The following is a 25,102-nucleotide window of genomic DNA, read 5'->3' on the forward strand; positions in this document are numbered from 1 at the left end:
TCCTCAGGCTGGCTTGCGCGAGAAGTCGCGCCATGTGCGGATCAGGACGGGCATCAGCAGGATGACCACGAAGAGGATCGTCATCATCGAGGTCGCGGCGGCACTGCCGAAAAGCTGGCCGTTCTCGGCCTTCAGGTCATTGAAGATGATGAAGGACAGCGAGGTGGCGCGGGCCTGCGCGTTGAAGCCGACGATGGGTTCGAGCACGCGGAAATTGTCCATCAGCTGCACCAGCGCGACGAAGGTCGCCAGCGGCACGAGGTGCGGGATCACGACGAAGCGCACCCGCTCCCAGCGGCTGGCGCCGTCGATCATCGCGCTTTCCAGCGTGTCCTGCGGCACGGTCTGCAGCCCGGCGTAGAACACCACGAAGGAGAAGGGCGCCGCGATCCAGATGCCGTAAAGGAACAGCACCGCCCATGTCAGCGGCCCCGAAGAGCCGATGGAAAGCGTCGGATCGTCGGCAATCCATTGCAGCGCGCGGCCAAGGATGCCGCGGCTGTTGAGCATCCAGTAGAGCACCAGCGATCCGATCAGCGGCGTGATGATCATCGGCAGGAGCGAGACGAAGATCACTGGCCCCTTCAGCACCTTGGGGATGCGGTTCACCGCCAGCGCGATCCAGAACCCCAGCGCGATGCCGCAGGGCGTCACGACCAGCGTATAGGCGATGGTGAACCCGAGGGCGCGGTAGAAGGGCAGCTGCGAGACCCGGCTCCAGAACTGGCCCCAGCTGCCCGAGGCGGACCAGAAGGCCGCGATCTCGCCCGTGGCAAGGTGGTTGCGGTTGAGGTAGGTGCCCAGCCCGTTGAACCGCCCCAGCGGCTGCGCGGCGCGCAGGGCGTTCGTCGCCTCGGCATCGACCCGCGTCTCGGTGGTGCAGCCGCCGAAGGGCGAACATGTCTCGACCTCGTGCAGGATCTGCCCGTGCTCGACGAAAAGCGACTGCACGAGGACCGAGCCGATGGGCAGCGCGATGAAGAGGATCATCGCGATGGCCGAGGGCAGGATGAAGAACAGGAAGCTTCGGTGCGGCATGGCGGGCAGCCTCCGGCGCGGGCGTCAAGGGGCGTCAGGGGGGCGCTAAGGCCCCCCCTTGGGGCCGGGGCCGCAGGGCCCCGGCAGGCGGATCAGTTCAGGAAGCCGCGTTCCTGCGCGGCGGCGGTATAGGCCGCCTCGACGCCTTCCAGCGCCTGCTCCGCGCTCTCGTTGCCCTGGAAGTAATCGACCAGCTCGGTCCCTAGCGCCGAATGCATAAGGTCCATGAAGGGCGTCGTCGGATAGGCGACGCCGCCCTCGAGGTTGGCGACGATGCCAACGGCATTGGCGGTCGGCTCGTAGCCCTCGATCATCCAGCTCGCGCCGGTGGGCTCTTCCTGCGCCAGCTCGGGCGCGATGCCGTACATCATCGCCTGGAAGCTGGCCGCCGCATCCTCGTCCGAGATGTTCTGCGCGATCGAGAAGCCGTCCCAGAACAGGGCGGCGCCGGGAATGCCCTTGTCCGCAACAGAGGGCGCGGCGATCAGCACGGTCTCGGCGGCGACCTCGGGGTAGTCGCCCTCGGTGTCGATCAGCGGCCCGGCCTGGCTGGCCCAGAGCTGGCCGATCGCGGCCTCTCCGGCGCCCCACATCTTCGATCCCTCGAGCGATCCGATGGTCAGGTAGTCGGGATCCATGAACTCGGTCATCGCCTTCATCATCTCGAGCGCGGCGATGCCCTCGGGGCTGTTCACCGCCGGCTCGGCAGAGCCGGGGGCGAAGAATTGCCCGCCCTCGGCCGAGTACATGTTGATGAATTCCTCGGCCAATTCCCAGCCGGGGGCGTAGGAGGAGACGAGCGGATATTCAATCAGCCCGGCGTCGCGGATGATCTGCGCATCCTCCAGGACCTCTTCCCAGGTCGCGGGCATCTCCTCGATCCCGGCCTCGTCGAAGATGTCTTGCCGGATGAAAAGGTGCTGGCCGTTCACCATGAAGGCCACGGCCATGATCTTCCCGTCGATGCGGATCAGCTGCTGGTCGGTCAGCTGGTCGCCATACTCGGCCACCAGATCGTCCAGCGGCCGCGCCAGCCCGGCGTTCAGCAGCGGCGGCAGGGAGTTGTTGGCGATGACCGCGACGGTATATTCCGCCGGGTTGATCGACAGCGCCGGAACCTGCAGGTTCTTGTGCTCTTCGGTCTGGTTGACCGAGACCGTGACGCCGTCTCCGGCGCAGCTGTTCACGCGCTCCATCACCAGGTCGAGCGCGTTGAAGTCATTGGCCAGCACCCGCACCGATCCATCGCCCTCGATGCCGCATTCGGCAAGGGCGGCGGCGGGAGCCAGGGCGAGAAGGGCGGCGGCGCTGATACGAGAAAGACGGGTCATCGTCTGTGATCCTTCCTGTCGGGGGTCGGTGCGGCCCTTCGGGCTTCTGACCGAAAATTTGCGACTCTGTCGGTTTGCAATCGTATGCACGCCTTAAATTTCAGAACAAGACTGTCATTTCATCTTTTCGTTTCGGCAAGCCGCCGCGGCCCCCTGCAACCCGGAAGATTTCTCTTGCAGCCCGAGGTGGCGCGGCTTTAGGCATATTGCATACGATTGCAAAATCGGGCGCGGCGAGGGGGGAGACGCGGCATGGCCATCCATCTCAAAGAGGGCAAGGCGGCGGCGGAGCGCATTTCGGACGACGCCAAGGTCCGCGATACCGTGGAACGCGCGCTTGCCCGGATCGAGGCGGAGGGCGACGCCGCGGTGCGCGCCTTCAGCCAGGATTTCGACCACTACGCGCCCGAGAGCTTTCGCCTGACCGAGGATCAGATCGCCGCGCTGATCGCCCGGCTCAGCCCGCAGGAGCTGGCCGATATCCGTTTCGCCCAGGCGCAGGTGCGCCGCTTCGCCGAGGCGCAGCGCGCCTCGATCACCGATATCGAGGTCGAGACGCTGCCCGGCGTGATCCTGGGCCACAAGACGATCCCGGTGCAGTCGGTCGGCTGCTACGTGCCGGGCGGCAAGTTCCCGATGGTCGCCTCGGCGCATATGTCGGTTCTGACCGCCAGCGTCGCCGGCGTGCCCCGCATCGTCGCCTGCACGCCCCCGTTCCGTGGGCAGCCGAACCCCGCCGTCATCGCCGCGATGCACATGGGCGGCGCGCATGAGATCTGGGTGCTGGGCGGTATTCAGGCCGTCGGCGCGATGGCGCTGGGCACCGAGACCATGGCCCCCGTCGACATGCTGGTCGGCCCCGGCAACGCCTATGTCGCCGAGGCCAAGCGCCAGCTTTATGGCCGTGTCGGCATCGACCTTTTCGCCGGACCGACCGAGACCCTGGTGATCGCCGACGAGACCGTGGATGCCGAGCTTTGCGCGACCGACCTGCTGGGACAGGCCGAGCATGGCTACAACTCGCCCGCCGTCCTGCTGACCACCTCGCGCGTCCTGGCCGAGGCCACGCTGGCCGAGGTGGCGCGCCTGCTGCAGATCCTGCCCACCGCCGAGACGGCTGGCAAAAGCTGGGAGGATTACGGCGAGGTCATCCTCTGCGAGGATCATGACGAGATGCTGAAACTTGCGAACGAGATCGCCTCCGAGCATGTGCAGGTGATGACCGACCGCGACGACTGGTACCTCGAGAAGATGACAAGCTACGGCGCCCTGTTCCTTGGCCCCCGCACCAATGTCGCCAATGGCGACAAGGTGATCGGCACCAACCACACGCTCCCGACGAAGAAGGCCGGCCGCTATACCGGCGGCCTCTGGGTCGGCAAGTTCCTCAAGACGCACAGCTACCAGCGCGTCACCACCGACGAAGCCGCCGCCGGGATCGGCGCCTATGGCAGCCGGCTCTGCATGCTCGAAGGCTTCGTCGGGCACGCCGAGCAGTGCAACCTGCGGGTCCGCCGCTACGGCGGGGCGAATGTCCCTTACGGCGAGGCCGCGCCGGTGCTGGCGGGGCAGGAGGCGTCGGAATGATCCTGCCGCGCACCCCCTCCTTCCGCCTGGGCGGGCGCCGCGCGCTCGTCACCGGCGCCTCGTCGGGCATCGGGCTCGGCTGCGCCGCGGCGCTGGCCGAGGCGGGGGCCCATGTCACCTGCGTCGCCCGCCGCGAAGGCCCGCTTGAGGAGGCCGTGCAGGCGATGCGGGCCGAGGGCTGGCAGGCCGAGGCGCGGGCGATGGACATCGCGGATCTCGAGGCGCAGGCCGGTCTCTTCGACGGGGCGCCCTTTGATGTCGTCGTGAATGCCGCCGGCACGGCGCGCCATTCCCCCGCGCTCGACACCGCGGCGCAGGATTTCGACGCGGTGATGGGGCTGAACCTGCGCGCCGCCTACTTCCTGTCGCAACAGGCCGCCCGCGCGTTGGTCGCGGCGGGGCGGGGCGGCAGCCTGATCCATATCTCCAGCCAGATGGCGCAGGTCGGCGGCATCGACCGCGCCGTTTATTGCGCCTCGAAGCACGCGCTCGAAGGCATGGTGAAGGCCATGGCGATCGAATGGGGGCCGCAGGGCATCCGCATCAACACCATCTGCCCGACCTTCGTGCGCACCCCGCTGACCGAACCGACCTTCGCCGACCCGCAAAAGCGCGCCTGGCTCGAGGGGCGGATCAAGCTGGGCCGCGCCGGAGAGGTCGAGGATATCATGGGCGCCGCCCTCTACCTCGCCTCGGATGCCGCGGCGCTGGTGACGGGCACGGCGCTGATGGTCGACGGCGGCTGGACCGCGGAATGACGGGCGCCGGGCCGGTCGCCCGCGCGCAGGAGAGGACTTGAGGGACATGAGCATGACACCCACGGAAATGGCCGGCCGCATCGTCCGCTACGGCGAATTGCAGCCCTGCCGCACCGCCTTCATCGACGCCCATACGCCGGGCTCGGACCAGAAGGAGAACTTCACCATCATCGGCGGCGGCGTCTCGGAAAGCGCCGATCAGCACGTGCACATCAACGAGGCGCATGGCTTCAACATCGGTGCCGCCGGGCAGCCGCCGAAATGCCGCAACTCGCTGCACAGCCACCGCACGGCGGAGGTCTTCTTCGTCCTCAAGGGGCGCTGGCGCTTCTTCTGGGGCCGCTGGGGCACGGCGGGCGAGGTCGTGCTGGAAGAGGGCGACATCATCAACATCCCCACCGGCATCTTCCGCGGCTTCGAGAACATCGGCACCGATTACGGGATGATCATGGCGGTGCTGGGCGGCGACGATGCCGGCGGCGGCGTGATCTGGGCGCCGCAGGTGATCGAGGACGCGCGGGACCACGGCCTCGTGCTGGGCGAGAACGGCAAGCTCTACGACAGCAAGAAGGGCCAGAGCTTGCCCGAGGGCGTCGGCCCCATGCCGCTGCTGACCGAGGCGGAGCTGACGCAGTTCCCCGAGCTTGCGGCGCTGGACGTCGTGCCGGGCCATGTCGCGCGCTACTGGGACCTCATGGCCCTCGCGCAGAAGGAGCCGGCGAAGGTCATCGGCGCCGAGGCCCGGCTCAAGGACCGCCCCGGCTTCGAGGTGGAGCTTCTGACCCGCGGCTCGATCCCCGGGGAGATGCACAGCCACGACCGCCACACCGTCCTGATGGGCATGCGCGGGCACTGGCGCTTTGCCTGGGACGGCGGCGAGACGACGCTCGCGCCCGGCGACACGCTCTCGGTCCCGCCGGGCCTCGCCCATTCCCTCGCCCCCGCGATGACCGGCGAGGCCAGCCTCTACCGCGTCAAGGCGACCGAGGATCCCGCCGGCCCGACCTGGCGCGGCTGAAAACCCCCTCCGGCGGCCCAGCCGCAGTGCCGCCGGACCCCATGACGACGGAGTGACGATGAGCAGGATACTCACCACCCATGTCGGCTCTCTCCCGCGCAGCCAGGAGGTGGTCGATTTCATCTTCTCGCGCGAGAGGGGGACGCCCTACGATCCCGCCGCCTTCGAGGCCGCGATGACCCGCGCGGTCTCCGAGACGGTGCGGCGGCAGGTCGTGGCCGGCGTCGATGTCGTTTCGGACGGCGAGACGTCGAAGATCAGCTACGCGACCTACGTGAAGGATCGCTACACCGGCTTCGAGGGCGACAGCCCGAGAAACGCGCCCGCCGACCTCAAGCTTTTCCCCGGCTTCCTCCAGCGCATCTCGGAGGCGGGCGGCACGCCGCACTATGCGCGCCCGATGTGCGTGGGCGAGGTGCGCTCCAAGGGGCAGGGCGAGCTCGAGACCGATATCGCGAACCTCAAGGCGGCGATAGCCGAGCATGGCGCGGCGCGCGGCTTCATGAACGCGGCCTCGCCGGGGGTGATCGCGCTCTTCCTGCAGAACGCGCATTACAAGACGCGCGAGGCCTATCTCGCCGCGCTCGCCGATGCGATGAAGGCGGAATACGAGACCATCGTGGCGGCGGGCCTCGACCTGCAGCTCGATTGCCCGGATCTCGCGCTGTCGCGGCACATGCTCTTCGCCGATCTGACCGATGCGGAGTTCGTGAAGATCGCCGCCTCCCATGTCGAGGCGCTGAACCACGCGCTGCAGGACATCCCCGAGGAGCGGGTGCGCATCCACATCTGCTGGGGCAACTACGAGGGGCCGCATGTCTGCGATATCGGCATGGATCAGGTCTTTGCTACGCTGATGGCCGCCAAGGCGCGCTACGTGCTGTTCGAGACCTCGAACCCCCGCCACGCCCATGAATGGGAGGTCTTCCGCGACCGCCGGGCCGAGATCCCTCAGGGCAAGGTGCTGGTGCCCGGCGTCGTCGACACCACGACGAACTTCGTCGAGCATCCGCGCCTCGTCGCGCAGCGGCTTGAGCGGTTCACGGGTCTCGTCGGGACCGGACGGGTCATGGCCGGCAGCGATTGCGGCTTCGGCACCTTTGCCGGCTTCGGCGCGGTCGATCCGGACATCGCCTATGCCAAGCTGGCCGCCATGGCCGAAGGGGCGGCGCTGGTCTCCTGATGCTGCCACTGGTCCTGCTTCCGGGGATGATGTGCGACGCGCGGCTCTTCGTGCCGCAGATCGCCGCCCTCTCGGGGGTGCGGGCGGTGCAGGTGGCCCCGCTTGGCGGGCAGGAGACGACGGCGGCGCTGGCCGCCGAGGTGCTGGCCCATGCGCCGCCGCGCTTCGCCCTTGCCGGCCTCTCGATGGGCGGCATCGTCGCGATGGAGGTACTGGCCCGGGCGCCCGGCCGCGTCGCGCGGGTCGCGCTCATGGACACCAACCCGCTGGCCGAGGCGCCGGAGATGCAGGCCCGGCGGGTCCCCCAGATGGAGCGTGTGGCGCGCGGCGGCCTTGCGCAGGTGATGCGGGACGAGATGAAGCCGAATTACCTCGCCCCCGGTCCGCGCCGGGCCGAGGTGCTTGATCTGTGCATGCAGATGGCGCTGGCACTGGGGCCCGAGGTGTTCCGCCGCCAGTCGCTGGCCTTGATGCACCGGCCCGACCGGCAGGCGGCGCTGCGCGGGCATGACGCCCCGGCGCTGGTCCTCTGCGGGCGGCACGATCGCCTCTGCCCGGTCGAGCGGCATGTCCTCATGGCGGATTTGCTGCCGCGGGCGCGGCTGGAGATCGTCGAGGGGGCAGGGCACCTGCCCACGCTCGAAGCGCCCGAAGAGACAACCGCCGCGCTGATGCGCTGGCTCGAGGAGGAGGATTGATGGACGAGACGCTTCTGGACCTGCTGCGGCAGGTCGATACCCCCACCGTCTGCAACGCCATCGAGGTGGCGCAGGGCCGGCGCGGCTTCGACGCCTTTACCCGCGGCACGGTCCTCGCCTCTGCCCCCGAAGCCGGGGCCATCGTCGGGCAGGCCCGCACCGCGCGCATCGCCGCGACCCGCCCGCCCGAGGAGCCGGCGGAGGTCATCCGCGCCCGCCGCATGGACTACTACCGCCACATGGCGGACGGCACCGGGCCGACCCTCGCCGTGGTCGAGGATGCGGACGACCGGCCCGTCGGCGCCTACTGGGGCGAGGTGAATACCACCATCCACAAGGGCTTCGGCATGGTGGGCGCCCTGACCAACGGGGTGATGCGCGATCTGGGCGACATGGCGCCCGGCTTTCCGGTTCTCGCCGGCTCCATCGGCCCCAGCCATGCCTTCGTGCATGTGCTGGAGGTGGCGCAGCCGGTCACCGTCTTCGGCCTGCGGGTCGCGCCGGAGGACTGGGTCCATGCCGACCGCCACGGCGCGCTGGTGATCCCGCCCGAGGTGATCCCGCACCTCGGCGAAGCGATCGGGCGGATGCAGGCCGCCGAGGCCATCGTGCTGGAGGCCGCCCGCGCCCCCGGCTTCGACTTCGCCGCCTTCGAGGAGGCCTGGGCCCGGTTCGAGGCCGCGCGGGTCTGAAGGCCGCAACCCCGGCAGGCCGGGCAGGGCGCGGCGAAGGGTGCGGTCACGCGCCCTTGATTTCGCCGGTGCCGCCGGGGTTTATGGGACGGAACCGATGTCTTCCGGGGGATCCCATGGCCCGCCTGACCGCCTTGCTCCTCCCCCTGCTGCTGCTGCTGGCCGGCTGCTCGGGGCGGCAGTCCGCGCTGGGGCCGGGCGGCGCCGATGCGCAGGTGCTGGCGGTGCTCTTCTTCGTGATGCTGGGCGGCGCGGTGGTGCTGTGGCTCTTCATGAACGGGCTCTTCTACTGGGCCACCCGCCGCAGCCCCTCCGCCCATTCCGAGAAGGGCTCCTTCCTGCTGATCGTGATCGGCGGCATCCTCTTTCCGACCGTGGTGCTGGCGGCGCTGCTGTCCTACGGACTGGCGATCCTGCCGGACCAGCGCGCCCCGGGCGACGGGCTGACCGTTGCCGTGCGGGGCGAGCAATGGTGGTGGCGGGTCGAATACTGGCCCGAGGGCGCCGAGGCCCCGATCCGCACCGCCAACGAGATCCGCCTGCCGGTCGGCGCGCGGACCGAGTTCCGCCTGGACAGCCACAGGGTGATCCACTCCTTCTGGGTGCCGGCGCTGGGCGGCAAGATGGACATGTTTCCCGGCCGCGAGACGCGCATGTCGCTGGAGCCGGTGCGCCCCGGCCTCTACCGCGGCCAATGCGCCGAGTTCTGCGGCGAGAGCCATGCCTGGATGGCCTTCGAGGTCGAGGCGATGGAGCCTGCCGCCTTCGACGCCTGGCTGGCGCACGAGGCCTCTGACGCCCGGCCGCCCGAGGGGGCGGAGGCGCAGCGCGGCGCGGCACTGTTTGCCGCGCAAGGCTGCGGCGCCTGCCACGCGGTGCGCGGCACCGAGGCGGTGGGGCAGGTCGGGCCGGACCTGACGCATGTCGGCAGCCGGCATTCGCTGGGCGCCGGGCGGCTGGGCATGGCGCAGGAGGATCTCATGCGCTGGATCCGCGATCCCGCCGCCTTCAAGCCCGGCGCCGAGATGCCGGCCTACGACCACCTGAGCGAGGCGCAGCTGTCGGACCTCGCCACCTACCTGCGGGGCCTGCAATGACCGACCGCCACCACAGCGATCCGGAGGTGCCGCGGCCCGAGGGGCCCTATCCGCCGACCGAGGCCATGCTGTCCGAGCCGGTGCCCGAAGCGCTTCAGGCCGAGCAGCGGCGCCAGCTTGCCGCCGCATGGGATGCCCCGAAGGGCTGGCGCTACTGGACGGCGGTCAACAACAGCGAGGTCGGCGTCTGGTACGCGCTGACCGCCTTCTTCTTCATGCTCTGCGCCGGGGTGATGGCGCTGATGATCCGGGTGCAGCTCGCGGTGCCCGAGAACGACCTGATCTCGGCCGATCTCTTCAACCAGCTTTTCACCATGCACGGCTCGGGGATGATGTTCCTCTTCGCCGTGCCGATGTTCGAGGCGATCTCGATCCTGATGCTGCCGGGGCTTCTGGGGGCGCGGGACATGCCCTTCCCGCGCCTCTCGGCCTATGGCTTCTGGTGCTTCGTGATCGGCGGGGTCTTCGTGCTGGGCGCGATCCTCTTCAACGCGGCGCCCAAGGCCGGCTGGTTCATGTACCCGCCCCTCGCGACGGAGGAAGAGGGCGTCGGCTCCGACATCTGGCTGCTGGGGCTGTCCTTCATCGAGGTCGCCTCGATCGCCGCCGCGGTCGAGCTGATCGTCGGCACGCTGAAATGCCGCCCGCCGGGGATGCGGGTGAACACCATGCCGCTCTATGCCTGGTACGTGATGGTCGTGGGCGGGATGATCCTGTTCGCTTTTCCGCCGCTGATCGCCGGGGATTTCCTCTTCGAGCTGCAGCGCAGCTTCGACTGGCCCTTCTTCGACCCCGCGCGCGGCGGCGATCCGATGCTCTGGCAGCACCTGTTCTGGATCTTCGGCCATCCGGAGGTCTACATCGTCTTCCTGCCCTCCATCGCCATCGCCGCGATGGTGGTGCCGACCGTCGCGCAGCGGCCGATCTTCGGCTATTCCTGGATCGTCCTTTCGGCGGTGGGCACCGGCTTTATCAGCTTCGGGCTCTGGGTGCACCACATGTTCACGACGGGCCTTCCGGCGCTGAGCCTGGGGTTCTTCTCGGCCGCCTCGGAGGCGGTGGTGATCCCGACCGGCATCCAGCTGTTCTGCTTCGTCGCCACGCTGATCGCGGGACGGGTGAAGATGACCCCGCCGATGCTGTGGATCGCGGGCGCGCTGGCGGTCTTTACCACGGGCGGCCTTACGGGCGTCATGGTCGCCGTCGCGCCCTTCGATTTCCAGGCGCACGACGGCTACTTCATCGTCGCGCATCTGCACTACGTGCTCTTCGGCGGGATGGTCTTCCCGGTGATCGGCGGGATCTACTACTTCTTCCCCTTCATTGCGAAGAAGCAGCTTTCGGCGCGGCTCAGCCGCTGGTCCTTCTGGCTGATCTTCTCGGGCACCAATATCTGCTACTTCCCGATGCATCTGACCGGGCTGACCGGCATGCCGCGCCGGATCTACACCTATCCCGATGGGCTGGGCTGGGGCTGGCTGAACATGATCTCGACCCTCGGCGCCTTTGCCATCGCGGCGGGGTTCCTCGTCTTTGCCTACGACCTGCTGCGGCCGAAGGGCGGGCAGGGGCAGGTGGCGCGGAACCCCTGGAACGCCGGCACGCTGGAATGGACGCATGACATCCCCGAGGCGAAATGGGGCGTCCGCTCGATCCCCTTCGTCCGCTCGCGCTATCCCCTCTGGGACGAGCCGAAGCTGGTCGAGAGGATGGACGCGGGCCGCTACTACCTGCCCGACAGCCCCGAGCAGAAGCGCGAGACGCTGATCACCAGCGTGATCGACGCCCGCCCGATCCAGGTGCAGGAGGTGACGGGCCCGACCTGGGTGACGCTCTGGGCGGCGGGCTTCACCGGCGGCGCCTTCATCTTTCCGACCTTTCACTGGTACGGGCCGGCCATGGTCTCGGCCGCCTTCGCGGTGGTGACGATCCTCTACTGGCTCTGGACCTCGACGGCGCGCCCGCCGCGGCACGAGATGCGCGAGGCCGGGCTGGGCCTGCGCCTGCCGACCTATGCCTCGGGGCCGGCGGCGGTGGGCTGGTGGGCGGTCTGGATCACCATGCTGGGCGATGCGACGGGCTTTGCCTCGGTCGTCTTCGGCTTCTTCTTCTACTGGACGGCCAGCGATTTCCCGCCCGCGGGCAGCCCGCTGGCCGCCGGCTGGCCCGCCGCCGGGGCCGCGCTCGCCTATCTCGCGAGCTGGGGCCTGACGCTGGGCGCGCGGATGCTGAACCGGGGGGAGCGTTCCGGCGCGGCCATGGCCTGCCTCGCCCTCGCGCCGCTTCTGGCGGTGCTCGGGGCCGGCGCGCTGATCCTGTCGGTGCTGCACCTCGAGCCGGCCAGCCATGTCTACCCGGCGATCCTCTGGGCGATCATGGTCTGGTGCGTGACCCATACGATCCCGGGCGTGATCATGCAGCTTTACTGCCTGGCCGGGATCCTCTTCGGCAAGCTGCGGCCCCGGCACGACGCCGACCTGTGGAACAGCACGCTGTTCTGGCACTTTCTGCTGCTGACGGCACTGGTGAGCGCGGCCGTGATCGGCCTTGCGCCCCGGCTTCTGTAGGAGGCTCCGCATCCATGACCGATGACGCCACCGATGACGCCCCCCGCCACCAGGAAGAGCAGAAGGCCTTCGCGGAGGAGGCCGACAGCCTGTTGGCGATCACCATCGCGCCGCTGATCTGGTGCGCGCATTTCCTCGTCTGTTACTGCGGCGTCGCGATCTACTGCGCCAAGTGGCAGCAGGCCTTCTCGCTGGGGGTGCTGCGCGCCGGGCTGATCGGCGCGACGGTGCTGGCGCTGGCGGGCATCGCCCTGATCGGCTGGTTCGCCTTCCGGCGCTGGGATGTGCGCACCTCGGGCGACTGGGTGCACGAGCGCGGCATCTCCGAGGACCGGCACCGCTTTCTCGGCCACGCGGCCTTCCTGCTGGCGCTGATCTCCTTCATCGCGGTCTGCTACGTCACGCTGCCGCTGATCTTCATCGGCAGCTGCGCATGACCGGGCTGCGCGCCCCCGCCGCCGCGCTGGGGCTGGCGCTTCTGGCGCTGGTCTGGACCGCGCCGCTGACCGCCTGGCTGGGGGAATTCGCGGGCTTCATGCTGCGGCACATGACCATCGTCGCGATCGCCGCGCCGCTTCTGGTGCTGGGCCTGCCGCGCCTCGCGCGCTGGCTGGCGATCCCCGCGCTCCTCGCCGCCGCGGCCGAATTCGCGCTGGTCTGGGCCTGGCACCTGCCGCAGGCGCATGGCCTCGCCTGGACCACGCCGCTGGGCCGTCTGGCCGAACAGGGAAGCTTCCTTCTGGCCGGCCTGCTGGTCTGGGCCGGCTGTCTTCGCGCCCCCAGCCCGCTGGCCGGGGCCGGGGGGCTGCTGCTGACATCGATGCACATGACGCTGCTGGGCACGCTTCTGGTGCTGGCGCCGCGCGATCTTTACGCCGCCTGGTGCGGCTACGCCCCCGACCTGACGGGACAGCAGCTAGGCGGCATTCTGATGCTGGCGATCGGCACGCCGGTCTACCTTGTCGCGGGCCTCATGCTGACCGCCCGCGCCCTGACCCCGGAGGAGGCCGCCCCATGAGCCAGCGCCTGCGCACCGTCCTTGCCACGCTGGGCACGCTGGCCGGCATCGGCCTTGTCGCCGCCGTCGCTGTGATCTTCCTCGGGGTCTTCAACACCTCCGCCCGCTGGACGGAGCCGCGGATCGTCGCGGAGGCGATCCACCAGGTCTTCGAAAGCTCGGTGCGCCGCCGCGCGCCGCCGCCGTCGGAGGTGCCGGACCTCGATCAGCCCGGGCTGGTCGAGCTTGGCGCGCGGCACTTCGACGCCGCCTGCCGCGGCTGTCATGCCGTCCCCGGAGAAGAGCGCACCGCGACGATCCGCGCGATGGAGCCGCCGCCGCCGCATATCACCGAGGCCGTGGCAGGCTGGACCCCGGCGGAGCTGCACCAGATCGTCTGGGCCGGCGTCCACTTCTCCGGCATGCCGGCCTGGCCGAGCGCGCGCGAGGACGGGATCTGGCCGGTCGTGGCCTATCTCTCGGCCGTCCAGCAGGGGCTGACGCCCGAGACGCAGGCCGGGCTGACCGCCACGCCGCAGGTCGAGGGGCCCGAGGGCGCGGGCTACTGTGCCGGCTGCCACGACGGCAGGCTTCCCCATGTGCCGCATCTGTCGATCCTGCCGGAGGCCTATCTCGCATCCGCCCTGCAGCAGTACCGCGACGGGCGGCGGCAAAGCGGGATCATGGCCCATGCGGCCAGCGCTGTGCCCGAAGACGCACTGCCCGCGCTGGCCACCTGGCTGGCCCGGCAACCCGCGCCGCAGCCCGCCGGGGATTTCGCGCTGGCGCAGGAGGGCGCGGCGCTGGCGCGCGCGGGCACCGGCGACGTGCCTGCCTGCACCGCCTGTCACGGGCCGGGGACCAGCGCCGGCGCGCGTGAGGGCGAGGATGCGGAGGAATTCCCGCCGCTCGCCGGGCAGGACCGCGCCTACCTGCAGGACCAGCTTCTTGCCTGGCGAGAGGGGGGTCGCGGCGGCGGCGCCCTCGCGCCGCTGATGCAGGCGGCGGCGCGGGACCTGACCGATGCGGATATCGCCGCGCTGGCGGATTACTACGCCGGGCTGGCGCCCGAGGCGGCGCGCTAGGCACCGCCCCGCGGCGGGGCCGGCGGGTTACTCCGCCGCCAGCCGCGTCTCTTCGGGCTGCGCCTCGGCCTTTTTCCGGCGGCCGAAGAGCCGCATCACGACCACGAAGAACAGCGGCACGAAGAGCACGCCCAGCACCGTGGCCGAAAGCGTGCCGCCCAGCACGCCCGAGCCGATGGCATTGCGCCCGCCCGCGCCCGCGCCGGTCGAAAGGACCAGCGGCAGCACGCCCAGCGAAAAGGCCATGGAGGTCATGACGATGGGCCGGAAGCGCTGCTGCGCGGCCTCTCGTGTCGCCACGAGGAGCGACTCTCCGCCCTCCAGCCTCTCGCGCGCGAACTCGACGATCAGGATCGCGTTCTTGCCGGTCAGGCCGACGACCGTCAGCAGGCCGACCTGGAAGAACACCCCGTTCTCGTAGCCGCCCAGCCAGGCCCCGACGAGGGCGCCGAAGATGCCGATCGGCATCGCCAGCATCACCGCGAAGGGGATCGTCCAGCTTTCGTACAGCGCCGCCAGCGACAGGAAGACCGCCGCGAGCGAGAGCGCGTAGAGCAGGGGGGCCTGGCTGCCCGATTCCCGCTCTTCCAGCGACAGGCCGGTGAAGGCGACCTGAAAGCCGGGGATCTGCCCCGCCAGCCGCTCGATCTCGGCCAGCGCCTCGCCCGAGGTCACGCCCTCTGCCGGGTCGCCCTGGATCTGCATCGCCGGGAAGCCATCGTAGCGATTGACCCCCTGCGCCCCCTGCTGCCAGCTTCCGGTGGCGAAGTTGGCGAAGGGCACCAGCCCGCCCGAGGCATTGCGCACCCGCCATTGTTCAAGGTCCGAGGGGGTGGAACGGCTGTCGGCCTGCCCCTGCACGTAGACCTTCTTGATCCGGCCCGCGTCGACGAAGTCGTTTACGTAGCGGCCCGCCCAGGCGATCGACAGGATATTGCTGACGTCGCTCGCCGAAAGGCCCATGGCCCCGGCCTTGCGCCAGTCGATGTCCATGTTGAACTGCGCCGCATCCTCCAGCCCGTTGGGCCGGGCCGAGGCGATCAGCGGGCTTTGTGCCAGAAGGCCCAGCATCTGGTTGCGCGCCTGCAGAAGCTCCTCATGCGTCTGCCCGCCGCGTGCCTGCAGGAAGAAGTCGAAGCCCGAGGCATTGCCAAGCTCGGGGATCGCCGGCGGCACGATGGGAAAGACCATCGCATCCTGGATCTGGCTGAAGGCGCCGAAGGCGCGGCCCGCGATGGCCTGCGCGCTTTGCGAGGGATCGGTCCGCTCCTCCCAGTCGGTCAGCCGCACGAAGGCGAGGGCCATGTTCTGCCCCTGTCCGCCGAAGCCGAAGCCGGCCACGTCGAAGACGGCGCGCACGTTCTCGGATTCGTTCTCGAGGAAATGCGTCTCGACCTGCTCGAGCACGTCCGTGGTGCGGTCCAGCGTGGCGCCGGTCGGCAGCTGGACCATGGTGAAGAGAACGCCCTGATCCTCTTCCGGCAGGAACCCGGTGGGGGTGCGCAGGAACATCCAGACCATCCCCCCCGCGAGCGAGAGGTAGAGGATGCCGACGATCACGGTGTGCCGCAGGATCCAGCCGACCGAGCGGCCGTAGCCGCCAAGGACCCGGTCGAAGCCCGCGTTGAACCAGCCGAAGGGGCCGCGCCGCTTGGCGTGGCCGTGCTTCTGCTTGAGCAGCGTCGCGCAGAGCGCCGGGGTCAGCGTCACGGCGACGATCACCGACAGCACCATGGCCGAGACGATGGTGATCGAGAACTGCTGGTAGATGACGCCTGTCGATCCGCCGAAGAAGGCCATCGGCACGAAGACCGCCGAGAGCACCATGGCGATGCCGATCAGCGCGCCGGTGATCTGCCCCATGGACTTGCGCGTCGCCTCGCGCGGCGAGAGGCCCTCTTCCTCCATCACCCGCTCGACGTTCTCGACCACCACGATGGCGTCGTCGACCAGCAGGCCGATGGCCAGCACCAGCGCCAGCATGGTCAGCGTGTTGATGGTATAGCCGAAGACCGCCAGCACCCCGAAGGTACCCAGGATCACGACCGGCACCGCCAGCGTCGGGATCAGCGTCGCGCGCAGGTTCTGCAGGAACAGAAGCATCACGAGGAAGACCAGAACGATGGCCTCGATCAGCGTGTGCACCACCTCCTCGATCGAGATCTCGACGAAGGGCGTGGTGTCGTAGGGGATCACGTAGTCCATCCCTTCGGGGAAGAACTCGGCGAATTCGGCCATCCGCTCCGTCACCGCCTCCGAGACGTTCAGCGCGTTCGCGCCGGGGGCAAGGCTGACGGCCATGCCGGCGGCGGCCTCGCCGTTGTAGCGGGATTCGAAGGCATAGCTGTCCGAACCGATCTCGACCTCGGCCACGTCGTCAAGCAGCACGAGCCCGCCGTCCACGTCCGAGCGCAGGACGATCTGCTCGAAATCCTCGGGCGTGCTCAGCAGCGACTGGGCCGTGATCGTGGCGTTCAGCATCTGCCCTTCGGGGGCGGGGCGGGTGCCGAAAGCGCCGGCCGAGATCTGCGCATTCTCGCTGCTGACGGCATTGACGACATCCGTCGGCGTCAGCTCGTATGCGGCGAGCCGCGAGGGATCGAGCCAGATGCGCATGGCATATTGCCCGCCGAAGACCTGCACGCTGCCCACGCCCTCGATCCGGCTGAGCTCGTCCACGAGGTTGCTCGAGAGGTAGTCGCCGAGGTCGGTCTGGTCGTACTCGCCGTTCTCGGCGATCAGCGAGATCACCATCAGGAAGCCGGCGGCGGATTTCTGCACCCTCACGCCCTGCCGCTGCACCGGCTCGGGCAGCAGCGGGGTGGCCTGGGCCAGCTTGTTCTGCACCTGCACCTGCGCGATGTCCGGGTCGGTCCCGGTCTCGAAGGTCAGGGTGACGCTGGCCGTCCCCGCCGAGGAGGAGGTCGAGGAGATGTAGCGCATCCCGTCGAGGCCGGTCATCTGCTGCTCGATGACCTGCGTGACGGTATTGGCCACGGTCTGCGCCGAGGCGCCGGGATAGCTGGCCGAGACGCTGACGCTGGGCGGTGCGATCTGCGGGTATTGCGCGATGGGCAGGCGCAGGATCGACAGGATGCCCACGCCCATGATCAGGATCGAGACGACCCAGGCGAAGACCGGGCGGTCGATGAAGAAGCGTGACATGTTTATTCGCCCTCTGCGCTGGCGGCTTCGGGCGCGCCGTCGGTCTCGGCCTGTTCGCCCTCGGCCTGTGCGGCCTCCTGCGGCGCGGCCCCCTCTGGCTCCTGCGGAGAGACCGGGGCGCCGGGCGCGGCGTTCTGCCCGCCGGTGACGATAAGGCGGTCACCCGCTTCGATGCCGCCCGTGACGACCCAGTCGGCGCCGCGATCCTGCCGGATCGTCAGCGCGCGTTGCTCGACGATGTTGTCCTCGCCCACGACGAGGGCGAGGGGGCTGCCGCGGCGGTCGCGCGTCACGGCCTGCTGCGGCACGAGGACGGCGTCCGGAACGGTGCCCGTCGGCATCTCGACCTGAACGTACATGCCCGGCAGCAGCAGCCCGTCGGAATTGCCGAAGGTGATGCGCAGCACGACCACGCCTGTCTGCTCGTCGACGAAGGGTTCGGCGGCGGACAGCGTGCCGGCATAGGGATAGCGGCTGCCATCGGCGAGGATCAGCGTCACCTCGGAGGGGGCATCGCCCTCCTGCGCCTGCTCCGCCGCGTCGCGGCGCCAGGCGATCAGCTCGGCCGCCGATTGCGTGACGTCGACGTCGACGGGATCGAGCTGGCGGATCGTCGTCAGGGCCGTCGCCTGTCCGGCGGTCACGAGCTCGCCCGCGCTAACCTCGGAAAAGCCGATCTCGCCCGTCAGCAGGGCGCGCACATCGGTGCGGTCGAGGTCGATCTGGGCGGTCTGAAGCTGCGCCTGCGCGACCTGAAGCTGCGCCTGCGCCGCGTCGCGGGTCGAGACGGCGGTATCCTCGGTCGACTGGCTGCTGATCCCGCGCTCCTGCAACTGCTGCACGCGCTCGGCCTCGCGCTCGGCGGCGCGAAGCTGCGCCTCGGCCTGCGCGACCGCCGCCTCGGCCGAGGCATAGGCGGCCTCGTAGCTGGCCCGGTCGATACGGTAGAGGACATCGCCCTCCTCGACATGGCTACCTTCGGTGAACAGCCGCTCGGTGATGATGCCGCTGACCTGCGGGCGCACCTCGGCCTGCGCCGAGGCGCGGACCCGGCCGGGCAGCGTCGCGGTCAGCGTGACGTCCTGCGGCTGCATGGTCTGCACCGTCACCGCGGCGGGCGGCTGCCCCTCCTGGGCAGAGGCCGCGCCGGCCAGGGCCAGGCACAGGGCGATCGCGGGTCGGATGAGGCGCAGCGCTGCGGGCATCGGGAAGCTCCTTGTGGTCACACGGCATGGAAGAGGGACTGCCGCGCCGCCGCGGGCTTTTACAAAACGCGCCGGTATTGTAAACAGTTGGTGCTGCACAATCATCGTGCGGGGGCTAGGTATGCCCCACCCGGGAGGAGGAACCGTCATGGCAGCCAAGCCGGAGGAGACGGCGCCGAAGCGGCGGGGGCGCCCCGTCGTTCTGAGCGCGGAGGAGCGGCGCGCGCTGATCCTCGATGCCGTGGGCGCGGTCTTTGCCGACGGCGGGATGGAGACGCTGACCATGACCGCCGTGGCCGAGAGGGCGGGCATGTCCAAGCGCACGCTCTACGACCTCTACACCGACCAGACGAGCCTGATCCTCGCCTTCATGGAGCGGCTGCGGAACGGCTTCTTCCGGCCCCTCGACCCCGCGGACGAGGCGCTGCCGCTGGAAGACCGGCTGCGGCAGATGCTCGAGCCGCGGCTCGACCTGCCGATCTCCGAGCTGCCGATCGAGGTGCTGCGCATCGGCGTCGCCTCCGGCGGGACCGATCCGCTTCTGGGGCGGGCCTGCCTTGAGCGGGGACCATGCGCCCTGCGCGAGATGATCCGCGCGGAGCTGGATCGCGGCGTCGCGCGGGGGGAACTGCCGCCGACGGATACCGCCCAGGCAGCCGCGCTGCTGAAGGACATGGTGCAGATCCCGGTCCTCGACCTGCTGCTCGATCCCGCGCGGCGCCCCTCGTTGGCAGAGATGCGGGCCCGCTTCGAGCTGGGCCTGACCGTCTTCCTGCGCGGCACGGACGCGCGCTAGCCGCGCCCCCACCGGGTCTGGCTCTGGCGCTGCGCCGCGCGCTGGGGCAGGGAAGGGGGCATGCGCCTTCTTCTTCTCACCGCCCTCGCGATGACGGCCTTCGCCGCGAATTCCGTCCTGACCCGCCTCGGCGTTGCGCAATACGGCACCGCGCCCGAGGCCTTTGCCGTGATCCGCGCCGCCTCGGGGGCGCTGGTGCTTTGTCTGCTGGCCTGGGCGCGCGGCGGCGGGCCGGCCTGGCGGCGGGCGGGGCTTTGGGATGCGGCGGCGCTGGCGCTTTACCTTGCGGGCTTCAGCCTCGCCTACCGCAGCCTCGACACCGGCACCGGCGCGCTGATCCTTTTCGGCGGGGTGCAGATCACCATGTTCGCCGGCGCCGTTCTGGGCGGAGAGCGGGTGCCGCTCTTGCGATGGATCGGCGCGGGCGTCGCGCTGCTGGGCCTTGCGGTGCTGCTGCGCCCCGGCGGGCAGATCGCGCCGCTGGGGGCGGGGCTGATGGCGGCCTCGGCGCTGGGCTGGGGCCTCTTCTCGCTGCGCGGGCGCGGCGTGCGCGATCCGCTGGCCGCCTCTGCCGCCGCCTTCGCGCTGGCCACGCCGATGCTGCTGCCGCTCCTCGCCCTGTCGGGGCCGGTGACGGCCGGCGGCGCGCTGACCGCCATGCTCGCCGGGGCGGTGACCTCGGGGCTGGGCTACTGGCTGTGGTACGGCCTTCTGCCGCGGCTGGGCGCGACGCGGGCCTCTGTGGCGCAGCTGTCGGTGCCCGTGCTCGCGGCGCTGGGCGGCTTGATGCTGGGCGAGGCGCTGACGGCCCGGCTGATCCTCTCTTCGGCCATCGTGATCGGCGGGCTCGCCCTGTCGCTTCTGCCGCAGCGGAACCCCTGAGGCAGCGGGGCGTTAAGCCGCGCCGTTGACCCCCGAGAGCCCATGAAACTGTTTCACTGCCCGCACTGCGGACAAACCCTCTATTTCGAGAACGAAAGCTGCCTCAATTGCAGCCGCACGGTCGGCTATTCGCCCGACCTCGGCACGATGACCAGCCTCAGGCCCGAGGGGCCGCGCTGGATCGCGGATGCCGATCCCGATCCTTCTGCCCGCTACCGCTTCTGCGCCAACTGGGAGCAGGGCGCCTGCAACTGGCTTATCCCGGCGCCCGAGACGGCGCCGGTCAAGGAAGGCGCGCTCTGCACCGCCTGCCGTCACAACCGGATGATCCCCGATCTGTCGGCGCCCGAGGCGAAGGCCCGCTGGATCCGGATCGAGACTGCCAAGCGCCGGCTGATCTACACGCTGCTGCGCCTCGGCCTGCCGCTGCCGCTTGCCGGCACGGGCCATCCAGAGCCGCTGATCTTCGATTTCCTCAGCCAGGAGGGCAGCGCCGAGCCGGTGATGACCGGCCATGCCTCGGGCGTGGTGACCATCGCCCTTGAAGAGGCCGACGATGCCGAGCGCGAGAAGCGCCGCATCGGCATGGGCGAGGACTATCGCACCCTGCTGGGCCACTTCCGCCACGAGATCGGCCATTACTACTGGGATCTGCTGGTGCGCGACGGTGGCCATCTCGAGGCCTGCCGCGCGCGTTTCGGCGACGACCGCGAGGATTACCAAGGGGCGCTGAACCGGCATTACGAGAACGGCCCGCCCGCGGACTGGGCCGAACGCCACGTCTCGCCCTATGCCAGCATGCACCCATGGGAGGATTGGGCCGAGACCTGGGCGCATTACCTGCACATCGTCGATACGCTGGAAATGGCCGGCTCGCTTGGCCTGACGATCTACAGCGCTGTCGGCGCCCCGGACGAGGCGGTGATCGCCGGCCAGGTCGATTTCGACCCCATGCGCCTGCAGGAGGTCGCGCCCCTGATGCGGGCCTGGGTGCCGGTCTCGACCGCGCTCAATGCGCTGAACCGGGCGATGGGGCAGGCGGATATCTATCCCTTCGTGCTGCCCGAACCGGCGGTCGAGAAGATCGGCTTCGTCCAGCGCCTCGTGCAGGAGGCGCGGGATCAGGGCAGCAGAGGCTCGAGCGGGTCGTAAAGCAGGGGCTCTGCTGCCCGGGCGGGCCAGGCCGCGGCCTTCAGCCCCTCGGGCTTGACCCGCAGCCCCTCCATCTGATCTCGCGTCACCCAGCGCCGGGCGCCGACGACGCCCTCCGTGTCGCGCCAGTCGCCCTCGGGGTCGCCGGCGAGCAGGCGGCAGCGAAAGAAGACCTCGACCTGATGAAAGCCCCGCTCGGGATCGTGGAACTCGTTCACCAGGCACGGCGCGTCGACGGCGATCTCCAGCCCCGTCTCTTCCTGCACCTCGCGCTGCAGGTTCTGCGGCAGAGAGTCATGCGCAAGGACGCCGCCACCGGGCGCGCACCACAGATCCGTCCGGCCTGCATAGGCATTGACCAGCAGCAGCCGGTCCTCGTGCAGCAGGACGGCGCGCACGGCGAGGCGGGGCAAGGGGGCAGGGGGCGTCATCGCGCGCAGCCTGCGTCCCGGCGCCGGTCCGCGCAAGGCCCCGCATCAGGGCTGGACATGGGCCGCGGCGCGCTATGATCGCTGTCATGCAAAGACGCAGAACGATCGCACGCACCACCGTGCTGGCCGCGGGGGCCGGCACCCTTGGGCTGTTGCTCGCCCGGCAGGCGCTGCGCCGCGCCACCCGGCCGAACCGGGGCGACTGCGTCGTGCTGCTGCACGGGCTGGGGCGCACGCGGCTGTCCTTTCTGGCGCTGGAGCGGGCGCTGCGCCGCGACGGCTACGACGTGGTCAATATCGGCTACCCCTCGACCCGCGCGCCGATAGACGCGCTGGCCGAGGCGGTGCTGCCGGTCGCGCTGGCGCGCTGCGGCGGGCGGCGGGTGCATTTCGTCACCCATTCGATGGGCGCCATCCTGCTGCGCTTCTGGCTGCAGAACCACCCCGAGGCGCTGGACGGGCGCAGGCAGCTTGGCCGGACGGTCATGCTGGCCCCGCCCAACCGCGGCTCGCAACTCGCCGAGGCGATGATGCGGCTGCGCGCCTTCGGCTGGCTGAACGGTCCGGCGGGCTACCAGCTGGGCACGGCGGCCGAGAGCGTGCCGAACCTTCTGCCGCAGCCCGACTATCCTGTCGGCATCATCGCCGGCTCGCTCTCGCTGAACCCGCTGTACTCGCGCTTCATCGTGGGGCCGGACGACGGCAAGGTTGCGGTCGAGGATACCCGGCTCGATGGGGCGGCGGATCACATCACCCTGCCGGTCAGCCACAGCTTCATGATGAATGACCCGCAGGTCATGGCGCAGGTGCGGCTGTTCCTCGAAGAGGGTTACTTCGATCACGCGAGGCCAGTGCGCTGGCCGCTGGCCTGGGCCGCGCCCCGCCCGCCGAAGGTGCCGGCGGGCCGGGTCGGGGACAGGGTCGGGGCGACGCGGCGCTAGGCCGGGCCGGTCACCCGGTTCACGTGCCCCATCTTGCGGCCGGGCCGCGCCTCGGCCTTGCCGTAAAGATGCAGCGCCGCACCCGAGGCGGCGATCCCCTCAAGCTCGGCCACGTCGTCGCCGATCAGGTTCTCCATCACCACGTCCGAATGGCGCGTCCCGTCGCCCAGCGGCCAGCCGGCGACGGCGCGGATGTGCTGCTCGAACTGGTCGATGGTGCAGCCGTTCTGCGTCCAGTGGCCGGAGTTGTGGACCCGCGGCGCGATCTCGTTCACCAGAAGGCCCTCGGGCGTGACGAAAAGCTCGACCCCCAGCACGCCGACGTAATCGAGTGCCGAGAGGATGCGCCCGGCGATCAGCACGGCATCGGCGGCCTGCCCCTCGCTGATCGCGGCGGGAACGGTGGTGCGGCGCAGGATGCCGCCCTCGTGCCGGTTCTCGCCCGGATCGAAGCAGGCCACGGGCCCCGAGGTGCCGCGCGCCCCGATCACCGAGACCTCGCGCTCGAACTCGACCAGCCCTTCGAGGATCGCGGGCGCATGGCCGATGGCCTCCAGCGCCGCCTCGATATCCTCGGGGCCGGAGATCCGCGCCTGTCCCTTGCCATCGTAGCCCAGCCGCCGCGTCTTCAGGATCGCCGGGGCGCCGATCTCCTCCAGCGCGCTGGCGAGGCTTTCGGCATCCTCGACCGGGGCATAGGGCGCGACCTTCAGCCCCAGCTCGGTGAGAAACTGCTTTTCCGTCAGCCGGTCCTGCGAGACGCTCAGCGCGCGGCGGTTCGGCCGGATCGGCGCATGGCGGGCGATCACCTCCAGCGCTTCGGCGGGGATGTTCTCGAACTCGTAGGTGACGACATCGACGGCGCGGGCAAAGGCTTCGAGCGCGGCCTCGTCCTCCCACGGCGCGCAGGTCGCCTCGCGCGCGACCTCGGCGGCGGGGCCGTCCGGGGCGGGGTCGAAGACATGGACATGCAGCCCCAGCCGGCTGGCCGCGACGGCCAGCATCCGGCCCAGCTGACCGCCGCCCAGGATGCCGATGGTGCTGTTCGCGGCCAGTTCAGTCATCTTCAGGCTCCTCCGGGATCGAGGCCGAGAGCGCGGCGCGCCACGCGGCCAGGCGCTGCGCCAGCGCGGGATCGGACAGGGCGAGGATCTGCGCCGCCATCAGCCCGGCATTGGCCGCGCCCGGCCCGCCGATGGCCATGGTGGCGACCGGGAAGCCGCGCGGCATCTGCACGATGGAATACAGCGAATCGACGCCCTGCAGGGCGCGGGTCTGCATCGGCACGCCGATCACCGGGACCAGCGTCTTGCTGGCCATCATGCCCGGCAGATGCGCCGCGCCGCCGGCGCCCGCCACGATGGCTTTCAGCCCGCGCTCGGCCGCCGTGCGCCCGTAATCCCAGAGCCTGTCCGGCGTGCGGTGGGCCGAGACGATGCGCGTCTCGTAGGGCACCTCGAGAGCGTCCAGCATCGCCGCCGCCTCCTTCAGCACCGGCCAGTCGGACTGGCTGCCCATGATGATGCCGACTTCCGCCCCCATGGCGCCCTCCTGCTGATGCAGGCGGCACTATACCGGGCAGGGCGGGCGCCGCAATCCGCCCGGGGCCTCAGATCCGCCGCGCGGCCAGCCAGCGCGCCCATTCCGCCCTGCTGCCGGCAAAGGCGTTCAGGTCGATCTCGCCGCGCGCGCCCGGCACCAGCCCGGTGGAGCTGTATTGCCAGAAGACCCAGCGCGCGTTGGCATAGCGCTCTGAGGGATCGGCGGCGACGGAGCGTAGCCAGAAGTCGTAATCCCCCAGCCGCCACAGCTCGTTCGTCTCCCAGAAATCGATGGCGGTGTAGATCACCGGGCTCTGCCCGAAGTGCCGCTCGACCATGTCGAGCCAGATCTGCACCTCGGACCGGACGGTGGCCGCGGGCGGGCGCCAGGTGCAGGTCGGCGAGAAGGGATTCCACTCCAGATCCAGCACGGGCGGCAGATCGCCGGGGATGCGCGGCACCATGCGGATGAAGTTGCGGGCCTGATCGGCCGCCGGGGCGCAGAAGTAGTAGAAGTGGTAGGCGCCGCGCGGCACCCCCGCCGCACCCGCGCCGTTCCAGTGCTCGCGGAAGGCCGCATCGACGTTGTCGGCCCCCTCGGTGGCCTTGATGAAGGCAAAGCTGACGCCGGCCTGCTGCGCCCTTCGCCAGTCCAGCGGGTCCTGATAGCGCGCGACGTCGATGCCATGGACCGGGTGGTCCGAGGGGCGGCGCCCGCTCCAGGGATGGGGGGCGGCGTCGCCGAAATCGGGCCGGGTCGAGACGACCTGGCCGGGGGCCTGCGCGCCGCCGGTGACGCCGCAGCTGGCCAATGTGCCCAACGCGGCGGCTGCGCCGCCCGCAAGCGCCGCGCGCCGTGTGAGTGTCTTCATCGCTCGGGTCCCTCGTGTCACGCCGATCCTTGCCGCCGGCTTTGCCCCAGCCTGTAACGGCTTCGT

At 70.1% G+C, this 25,102-nt stretch carries 23 protein-coding genes; 15 read left to right on the plus strand and 8 right to left on the minus strand.

What is annotated here, in order from left to right; all coding sequences use genetic code 11:
- Positions 1 to 3 precede the first annotated feature (3 nt).
- Both DFP88_RS01075 and DFP88_RS01080 read right to left on the minus strand, forming a co-directional pair.
- Positions 4 to 1,038 carry a carbohydrate ABC transporter permease gene (locus DFP88_RS01075; protein ID WP_110812598.1) on the minus strand — a complete coding sequence of 345 codons (1,035 nt, stop codon included), beginning with the start codon at positions 1,036 to 1,038 and terminating at the stop codon, positions 4 to 6.
- A gap of 92 nt (positions 1,039 to 1,130) precedes the next feature.
- Positions 1,131 to 2,369, minus strand: coding sequence for an ABC transporter substrate-binding protein (locus tag DFP88_RS01080; RefSeq protein WP_110812599.1), 1,239 nt, complete (start codon positions 2,367 to 2,369; stop codon positions 1,131 to 1,133).
- A gap of 252 nt (positions 2,370 to 2,621) precedes the next feature.
- On the opposite strand from DFP88_RS01080, the gene hisD reads away from it, so the two are divergent.
- From hisD to DFP88_RS01135, 11 genes are all read left to right on the plus strand, one after another.
- Positions 2,622 to 3,956 carry a histidinol dehydrogenase gene (hisD, locus tag DFP88_RS01085; RefSeq protein WP_110812600.1) on the plus strand — a complete coding sequence of 445 codons (1,335 nt, stop codon included), beginning with the start codon at positions 2,622 to 2,624 and terminating at the stop codon, positions 3,954 to 3,956.
- A complete protein-coding gene (locus tag DFP88_RS01090) occupies positions 3,953 to 4,714 on the plus strand; it encodes an SDR family NAD(P)-dependent oxidoreductase (RefSeq protein WP_110812601.1) in 762 nt (253 codons plus the stop codon). Before hisD ends, DFP88_RS01090 begins: the two co-directional genes overlap by 4 nt.
- 52 nt (positions 4,715 to 4,766) lie before the next feature.
- Positions 4,767 to 5,732 (plus strand): cupin domain-containing protein, encoded by a 966-nt coding sequence (locus DFP88_RS01095; protein WP_181418558.1) that lies wholly within the window; start codon positions 4,767 to 4,769, stop codon positions 5,730 to 5,732.
- Between the two features lie 58 nt (positions 5,733 to 5,790).
- Positions 5,791 to 6,915, plus strand: coding sequence for a cobalamin-independent methionine synthase II family protein (locus tag DFP88_RS01100; protein WP_110812603.1), 1,125 nt, complete (start codon positions 5,791 to 5,793; stop codon positions 6,913 to 6,915).
- Complete coding sequence (locus DFP88_RS01105) at positions 6,915 to 7,613, plus strand: alpha/beta fold hydrolase (protein WP_110812604.1); 699 nt, start codon at positions 6,915 to 6,917, stop codon at positions 7,611 to 7,613. Before DFP88_RS01100 ends, DFP88_RS01105 begins: the two co-directional genes overlap by 1 nt.
- On the plus strand, positions 7,613 to 8,305 hold the full coding sequence (locus tag DFP88_RS01110; protein WP_110812605.1) for an RraA family protein: 693 nt from the start codon (positions 7,613 to 7,615) through the stop codon (positions 8,303 to 8,305). Before DFP88_RS01105 ends, DFP88_RS01110 begins: the two co-directional genes overlap by 1 nt.
- A 116-nt stretch (positions 8,306 to 8,421) precedes the next feature.
- On the plus strand, positions 8,422 to 9,402 hold the full coding sequence (locus DFP88_RS01115) for a cytochrome c oxidase subunit II (protein ID WP_110812606.1): 981 nt from the start codon (positions 8,422 to 8,424) through the stop codon (positions 9,400 to 9,402).
- Positions 9,399 to 11,969 (plus strand): cbb3-type cytochrome c oxidase subunit I, encoded by a 2,571-nt coding sequence (locus tag DFP88_RS01120; RefSeq protein ID WP_110812607.1) that lies wholly within the window; start codon positions 9,399 to 9,401, stop codon positions 11,967 to 11,969. Before DFP88_RS01115 ends, DFP88_RS01120 begins: the two co-directional genes overlap by 4 nt.
- A 14-nt stretch (positions 11,970 to 11,983) precedes the next feature.
- Positions 11,984 to 12,406, plus strand: a complete 423-nt coding sequence (locus DFP88_RS01125; protein WP_110812608.1) for a hypothetical protein — start codon at positions 11,984 to 11,986, stop codon at positions 12,404 to 12,406.
- A complete protein-coding gene (locus tag DFP88_RS01130) occupies positions 12,403 to 12,987 on the plus strand; it encodes a cytochrome c oxidase assembly protein (protein ID WP_110812609.1) in 585 nt (194 codons plus the stop codon). The genes DFP88_RS01125 and DFP88_RS01130 overlap by 4 nt, the downstream gene beginning before the upstream one ends.
- Positions 12,984 to 14,051 (plus strand): c-type cytochrome, encoded by a 1,068-nt coding sequence (locus DFP88_RS01135; protein ID WP_245904626.1) that lies wholly within the window; start codon positions 12,984 to 12,986, stop codon positions 14,049 to 14,051. The genes DFP88_RS01130 and DFP88_RS01135 overlap by 4 nt, the downstream gene beginning before the upstream one ends.
- Positions 14,052 to 14,078: 27 nt before the next feature.
- Here the strand turns inward: DFP88_RS01135 and DFP88_RS01140 are convergent, their stop codons facing one another.
- Entirely contained in the window at positions 14,079 to 17,216 is a 3,138-nt protein-coding gene (locus DFP88_RS01140; RefSeq protein ID WP_110812610.1) for an efflux RND transporter permease subunit, read from the minus strand.
- 2 nt (positions 17,217 to 17,218) lie between these two features.
- Entirely contained in the window at positions 17,219 to 18,421 is a 1,203-nt protein-coding gene (locus DFP88_RS01145) for an efflux RND transporter periplasmic adaptor subunit (RefSeq protein ID WP_110812611.1), read from the minus strand.
- Positions 18,422 to 18,569: 148 nt separating this feature from the next.
- Between DFP88_RS01145 and DFP88_RS01150 the strand changes: the two genes are divergently transcribed.
- Genes DFP88_RS01150 through DFP88_RS01160 form a run of 3 tightly spaced genes read left to right on the plus strand, consistent with a single transcriptional unit; the run spans position 18,570 to position 21,251 of the window.
- Complete coding sequence (locus DFP88_RS01150; RefSeq protein ID WP_181418531.1) at positions 18,570 to 19,217, plus strand: TetR/AcrR family transcriptional regulator; 648 nt, start codon at positions 18,570 to 18,572, stop codon at positions 19,215 to 19,217.
- A gap of 60 nt (positions 19,218 to 19,277) precedes the next feature.
- Complete coding sequence (locus DFP88_RS01155) at positions 19,278 to 20,099, plus strand: DMT family transporter (protein ID WP_110812612.1); 822 nt, start codon at positions 19,278 to 19,280, stop codon at positions 20,097 to 20,099.
- A 42-nt stretch (positions 20,100 to 20,141) separates the two neighbouring features.
- On the plus strand, positions 20,142 to 21,251 hold the full coding sequence (locus tag DFP88_RS01160) for a zinc-binding metallopeptidase family protein (RefSeq protein WP_110812613.1): 1,110 nt from the start codon (positions 20,142 to 20,144) through the stop codon (positions 21,249 to 21,251).
- Here the strand turns inward: DFP88_RS01160 and DFP88_RS01165 are convergent.
- Positions 21,221 to 21,682, minus strand: coding sequence for an NUDIX domain-containing protein (locus DFP88_RS01165; RefSeq protein ID WP_110812614.1), 462 nt, complete (start codon positions 21,680 to 21,682; stop codon positions 21,221 to 21,223). The two genes, DFP88_RS01160 and DFP88_RS01165, sit on opposite strands and share 31 nt — an antisense overlap.
- A gap of 86 nt (positions 21,683 to 21,768) precedes the next feature.
- Between DFP88_RS01165 and DFP88_RS01170 the strand changes: the two genes are divergently transcribed.
- A complete protein-coding gene (locus DFP88_RS01170) occupies positions 21,769 to 22,623 on the plus strand; it encodes an alpha/beta hydrolase (RefSeq protein ID WP_181418532.1) in 855 nt (284 codons plus the stop codon).
- Here the strand turns inward: DFP88_RS01170 and DFP88_RS01175 are convergent.
- From DFP88_RS01175 to DFP88_RS01185, 3 genes are all read right to left on the minus strand, one after another.
- The gene (locus DFP88_RS01175; protein ID WP_110812615.1) at positions 22,620 to 23,687 is read right to left on the minus strand and encodes a 5-(carboxyamino)imidazole ribonucleotide synthase; all 1,068 of its coding nucleotides are present in this window, start codon (positions 23,685 to 23,687) and stop codon (positions 22,620 to 22,622) included. The two genes, DFP88_RS01170 and DFP88_RS01175, sit on opposite strands and share 4 nt — an antisense overlap.
- On the minus strand, positions 23,680 to 24,165 hold the full coding sequence (gene purE / locus DFP88_RS01180; protein WP_110812616.1) for a 5-(carboxyamino)imidazole ribonucleotide mutase: 486 nt from the start codon (positions 24,163 to 24,165) through the stop codon (positions 23,680 to 23,682). Before purE ends, DFP88_RS01175 begins: the two co-directional genes overlap by 8 nt.
- A 67-nt stretch (positions 24,166 to 24,232) precedes the next feature.
- A complete protein-coding gene (locus tag DFP88_RS01185; RefSeq protein ID WP_110812617.1) occupies positions 24,233 to 25,036 on the minus strand; it encodes a glycoside hydrolase family 25 protein in 804 nt (267 codons plus the stop codon).
- Positions 25,037 to 25,102 lie beyond the last annotated feature (66 nt).

Source organism: Pseudoroseicyclus aestuarii, from assembly GCF_003217255.1.
Taxonomy (GTDB): domain Bacteria; phylum Pseudomonadota; class Alphaproteobacteria; order Rhodobacterales; family Rhodobacteraceae; genus Pseudoroseicyclus; species Pseudoroseicyclus aestuarii.

Bases quoted from the DNA above. Each gene is read 5' to 3' on its own strand.
- DFP88_RS01090 (WP_110812601.1), top strand. From the start codon at position 3,953: ATGATCCTGCCGCGCACCCCCTCCTTCCGCCTGGGCGGGCGCCGCGCG.
- DFP88_RS01115 (WP_110812606.1), top strand. From the start codon at position 8,422: ATGGCCCGCCTGACCGCCTTGCTCCTCCCCCTGCTGCTGCTGCTGGCC.
- DFP88_RS01175 (WP_110812615.1), bottom strand. From the start codon at position 23,687: ATGACTGAACTGGCCGCGAACAGCACCATCGGCATCCTGGGCGGCGGT.
- DFP88_RS01135 (WP_245904626.1), top strand. From the start codon at position 12,984: ATGAGCCAGCGCCTGCGCACCGTCCTTGCCACGCTGGGCACGCTGGCC.
- DFP88_RS01140 (WP_110812610.1), bottom strand. From the start codon at position 17,216: ATGTCACGCTTCTTCATCGACCGCCCGGTCTTCGCCTGGGTCGTCTCG.
- DFP88_RS01125 (WP_110812608.1), top strand. From the start codon at position 11,984: ATGACCGATGACGCCACCGATGACGCCCCCCGCCACCAGGAAGAGCAG.
- DFP88_RS01145 (WP_110812611.1), bottom strand. From the start codon at position 18,421: ATGCCCGCAGCGCTGCGCCTCATCCGACCCGCGATCGCCCTGTGCCTG.
- DFP88_RS01185 (WP_110812617.1), bottom strand. From the start codon at position 25,036: ATGAAGACACTCACACGGCGCGCGGCGCTTGCGGGCGGCGCAGCCGCC.
- DFP88_RS01110 (WP_110812605.1), top strand. From the start codon at position 7,613: ATGGACGAGACGCTTCTGGACCTGCTGCGGCAGGTCGATACCCCCACC.
- DFP88_RS01170 (WP_181418532.1), top strand. From the start codon at position 21,769: ATGCAAAGACGCAGAACGATCGCACGCACCACCGTGCTGGCCGCGGGG.
- DFP88_RS01150 (WP_181418531.1), top strand. From the start codon at position 18,570: ATGGCAGCCAAGCCGGAGGAGACGGCGCCGAAGCGGCGGGGGCGCCCC.
- DFP88_RS01080 (WP_110812599.1), bottom strand. From the start codon at position 2,369: ATGACCCGTCTTTCTCGTATCAGCGCCGCCGCCCTTCTCGCCCTGGCT.
- DFP88_RS01095 (WP_181418558.1), top strand. From the start codon at position 4,767: ATGACACCCACGGAAATGGCCGGCCGCATCGTCCGCTACGGCGAATTG.
- DFP88_RS01105 (WP_110812604.1), top strand. From the start codon at position 6,915: ATGCTGCCACTGGTCCTGCTTCCGGGGATGATGTGCGACGCGCGGCTC.
- DFP88_RS01120 (WP_110812607.1), top strand. From the start codon at position 9,399: ATGACCGACCGCCACCACAGCGATCCGGAGGTGCCGCGGCCCGAGGGG.
- purE (WP_110812616.1), bottom strand. From the start codon at position 24,165: ATGGGGGCGGAAGTCGGCATCATCATGGGCAGCCAGTCCGACTGGCCG.
- DFP88_RS01130 (WP_110812609.1), top strand. From the start codon at position 12,403: ATGACCGGGCTGCGCGCCCCCGCCGCCGCGCTGGGGCTGGCGCTTCTG.
- DFP88_RS01155 (WP_110812612.1), top strand. From the start codon at position 19,278: ATGCGCCTTCTTCTTCTCACCGCCCTCGCGATGACGGCCTTCGCCGCG.
- DFP88_RS01160 (WP_110812613.1), top strand. From the start codon at position 20,142: ATGAAACTGTTTCACTGCCCGCACTGCGGACAAACCCTCTATTTCGAG.
- DFP88_RS01165 (WP_110812614.1), bottom strand. From the start codon at position 21,682: ATGACGCCCCCTGCCCCCTTGCCCCGCCTCGCCGTGCGCGCCGTCCTG.
- DFP88_RS01100 (WP_110812603.1), top strand. From the start codon at position 5,791: ATGAGCAGGATACTCACCACCCATGTCGGCTCTCTCCCGCGCAGCCAG.
- hisD (WP_110812600.1), top strand. From the start codon at position 2,622: ATGGCCATCCATCTCAAAGAGGGCAAGGCGGCGGCGGAGCGCATTTCG.
- DFP88_RS01075 (WP_110812598.1), bottom strand. From the start codon at position 1,038: ATGCCGCACCGAAGCTTCCTGTTCTTCATCCTGCCCTCGGCCATCGCG.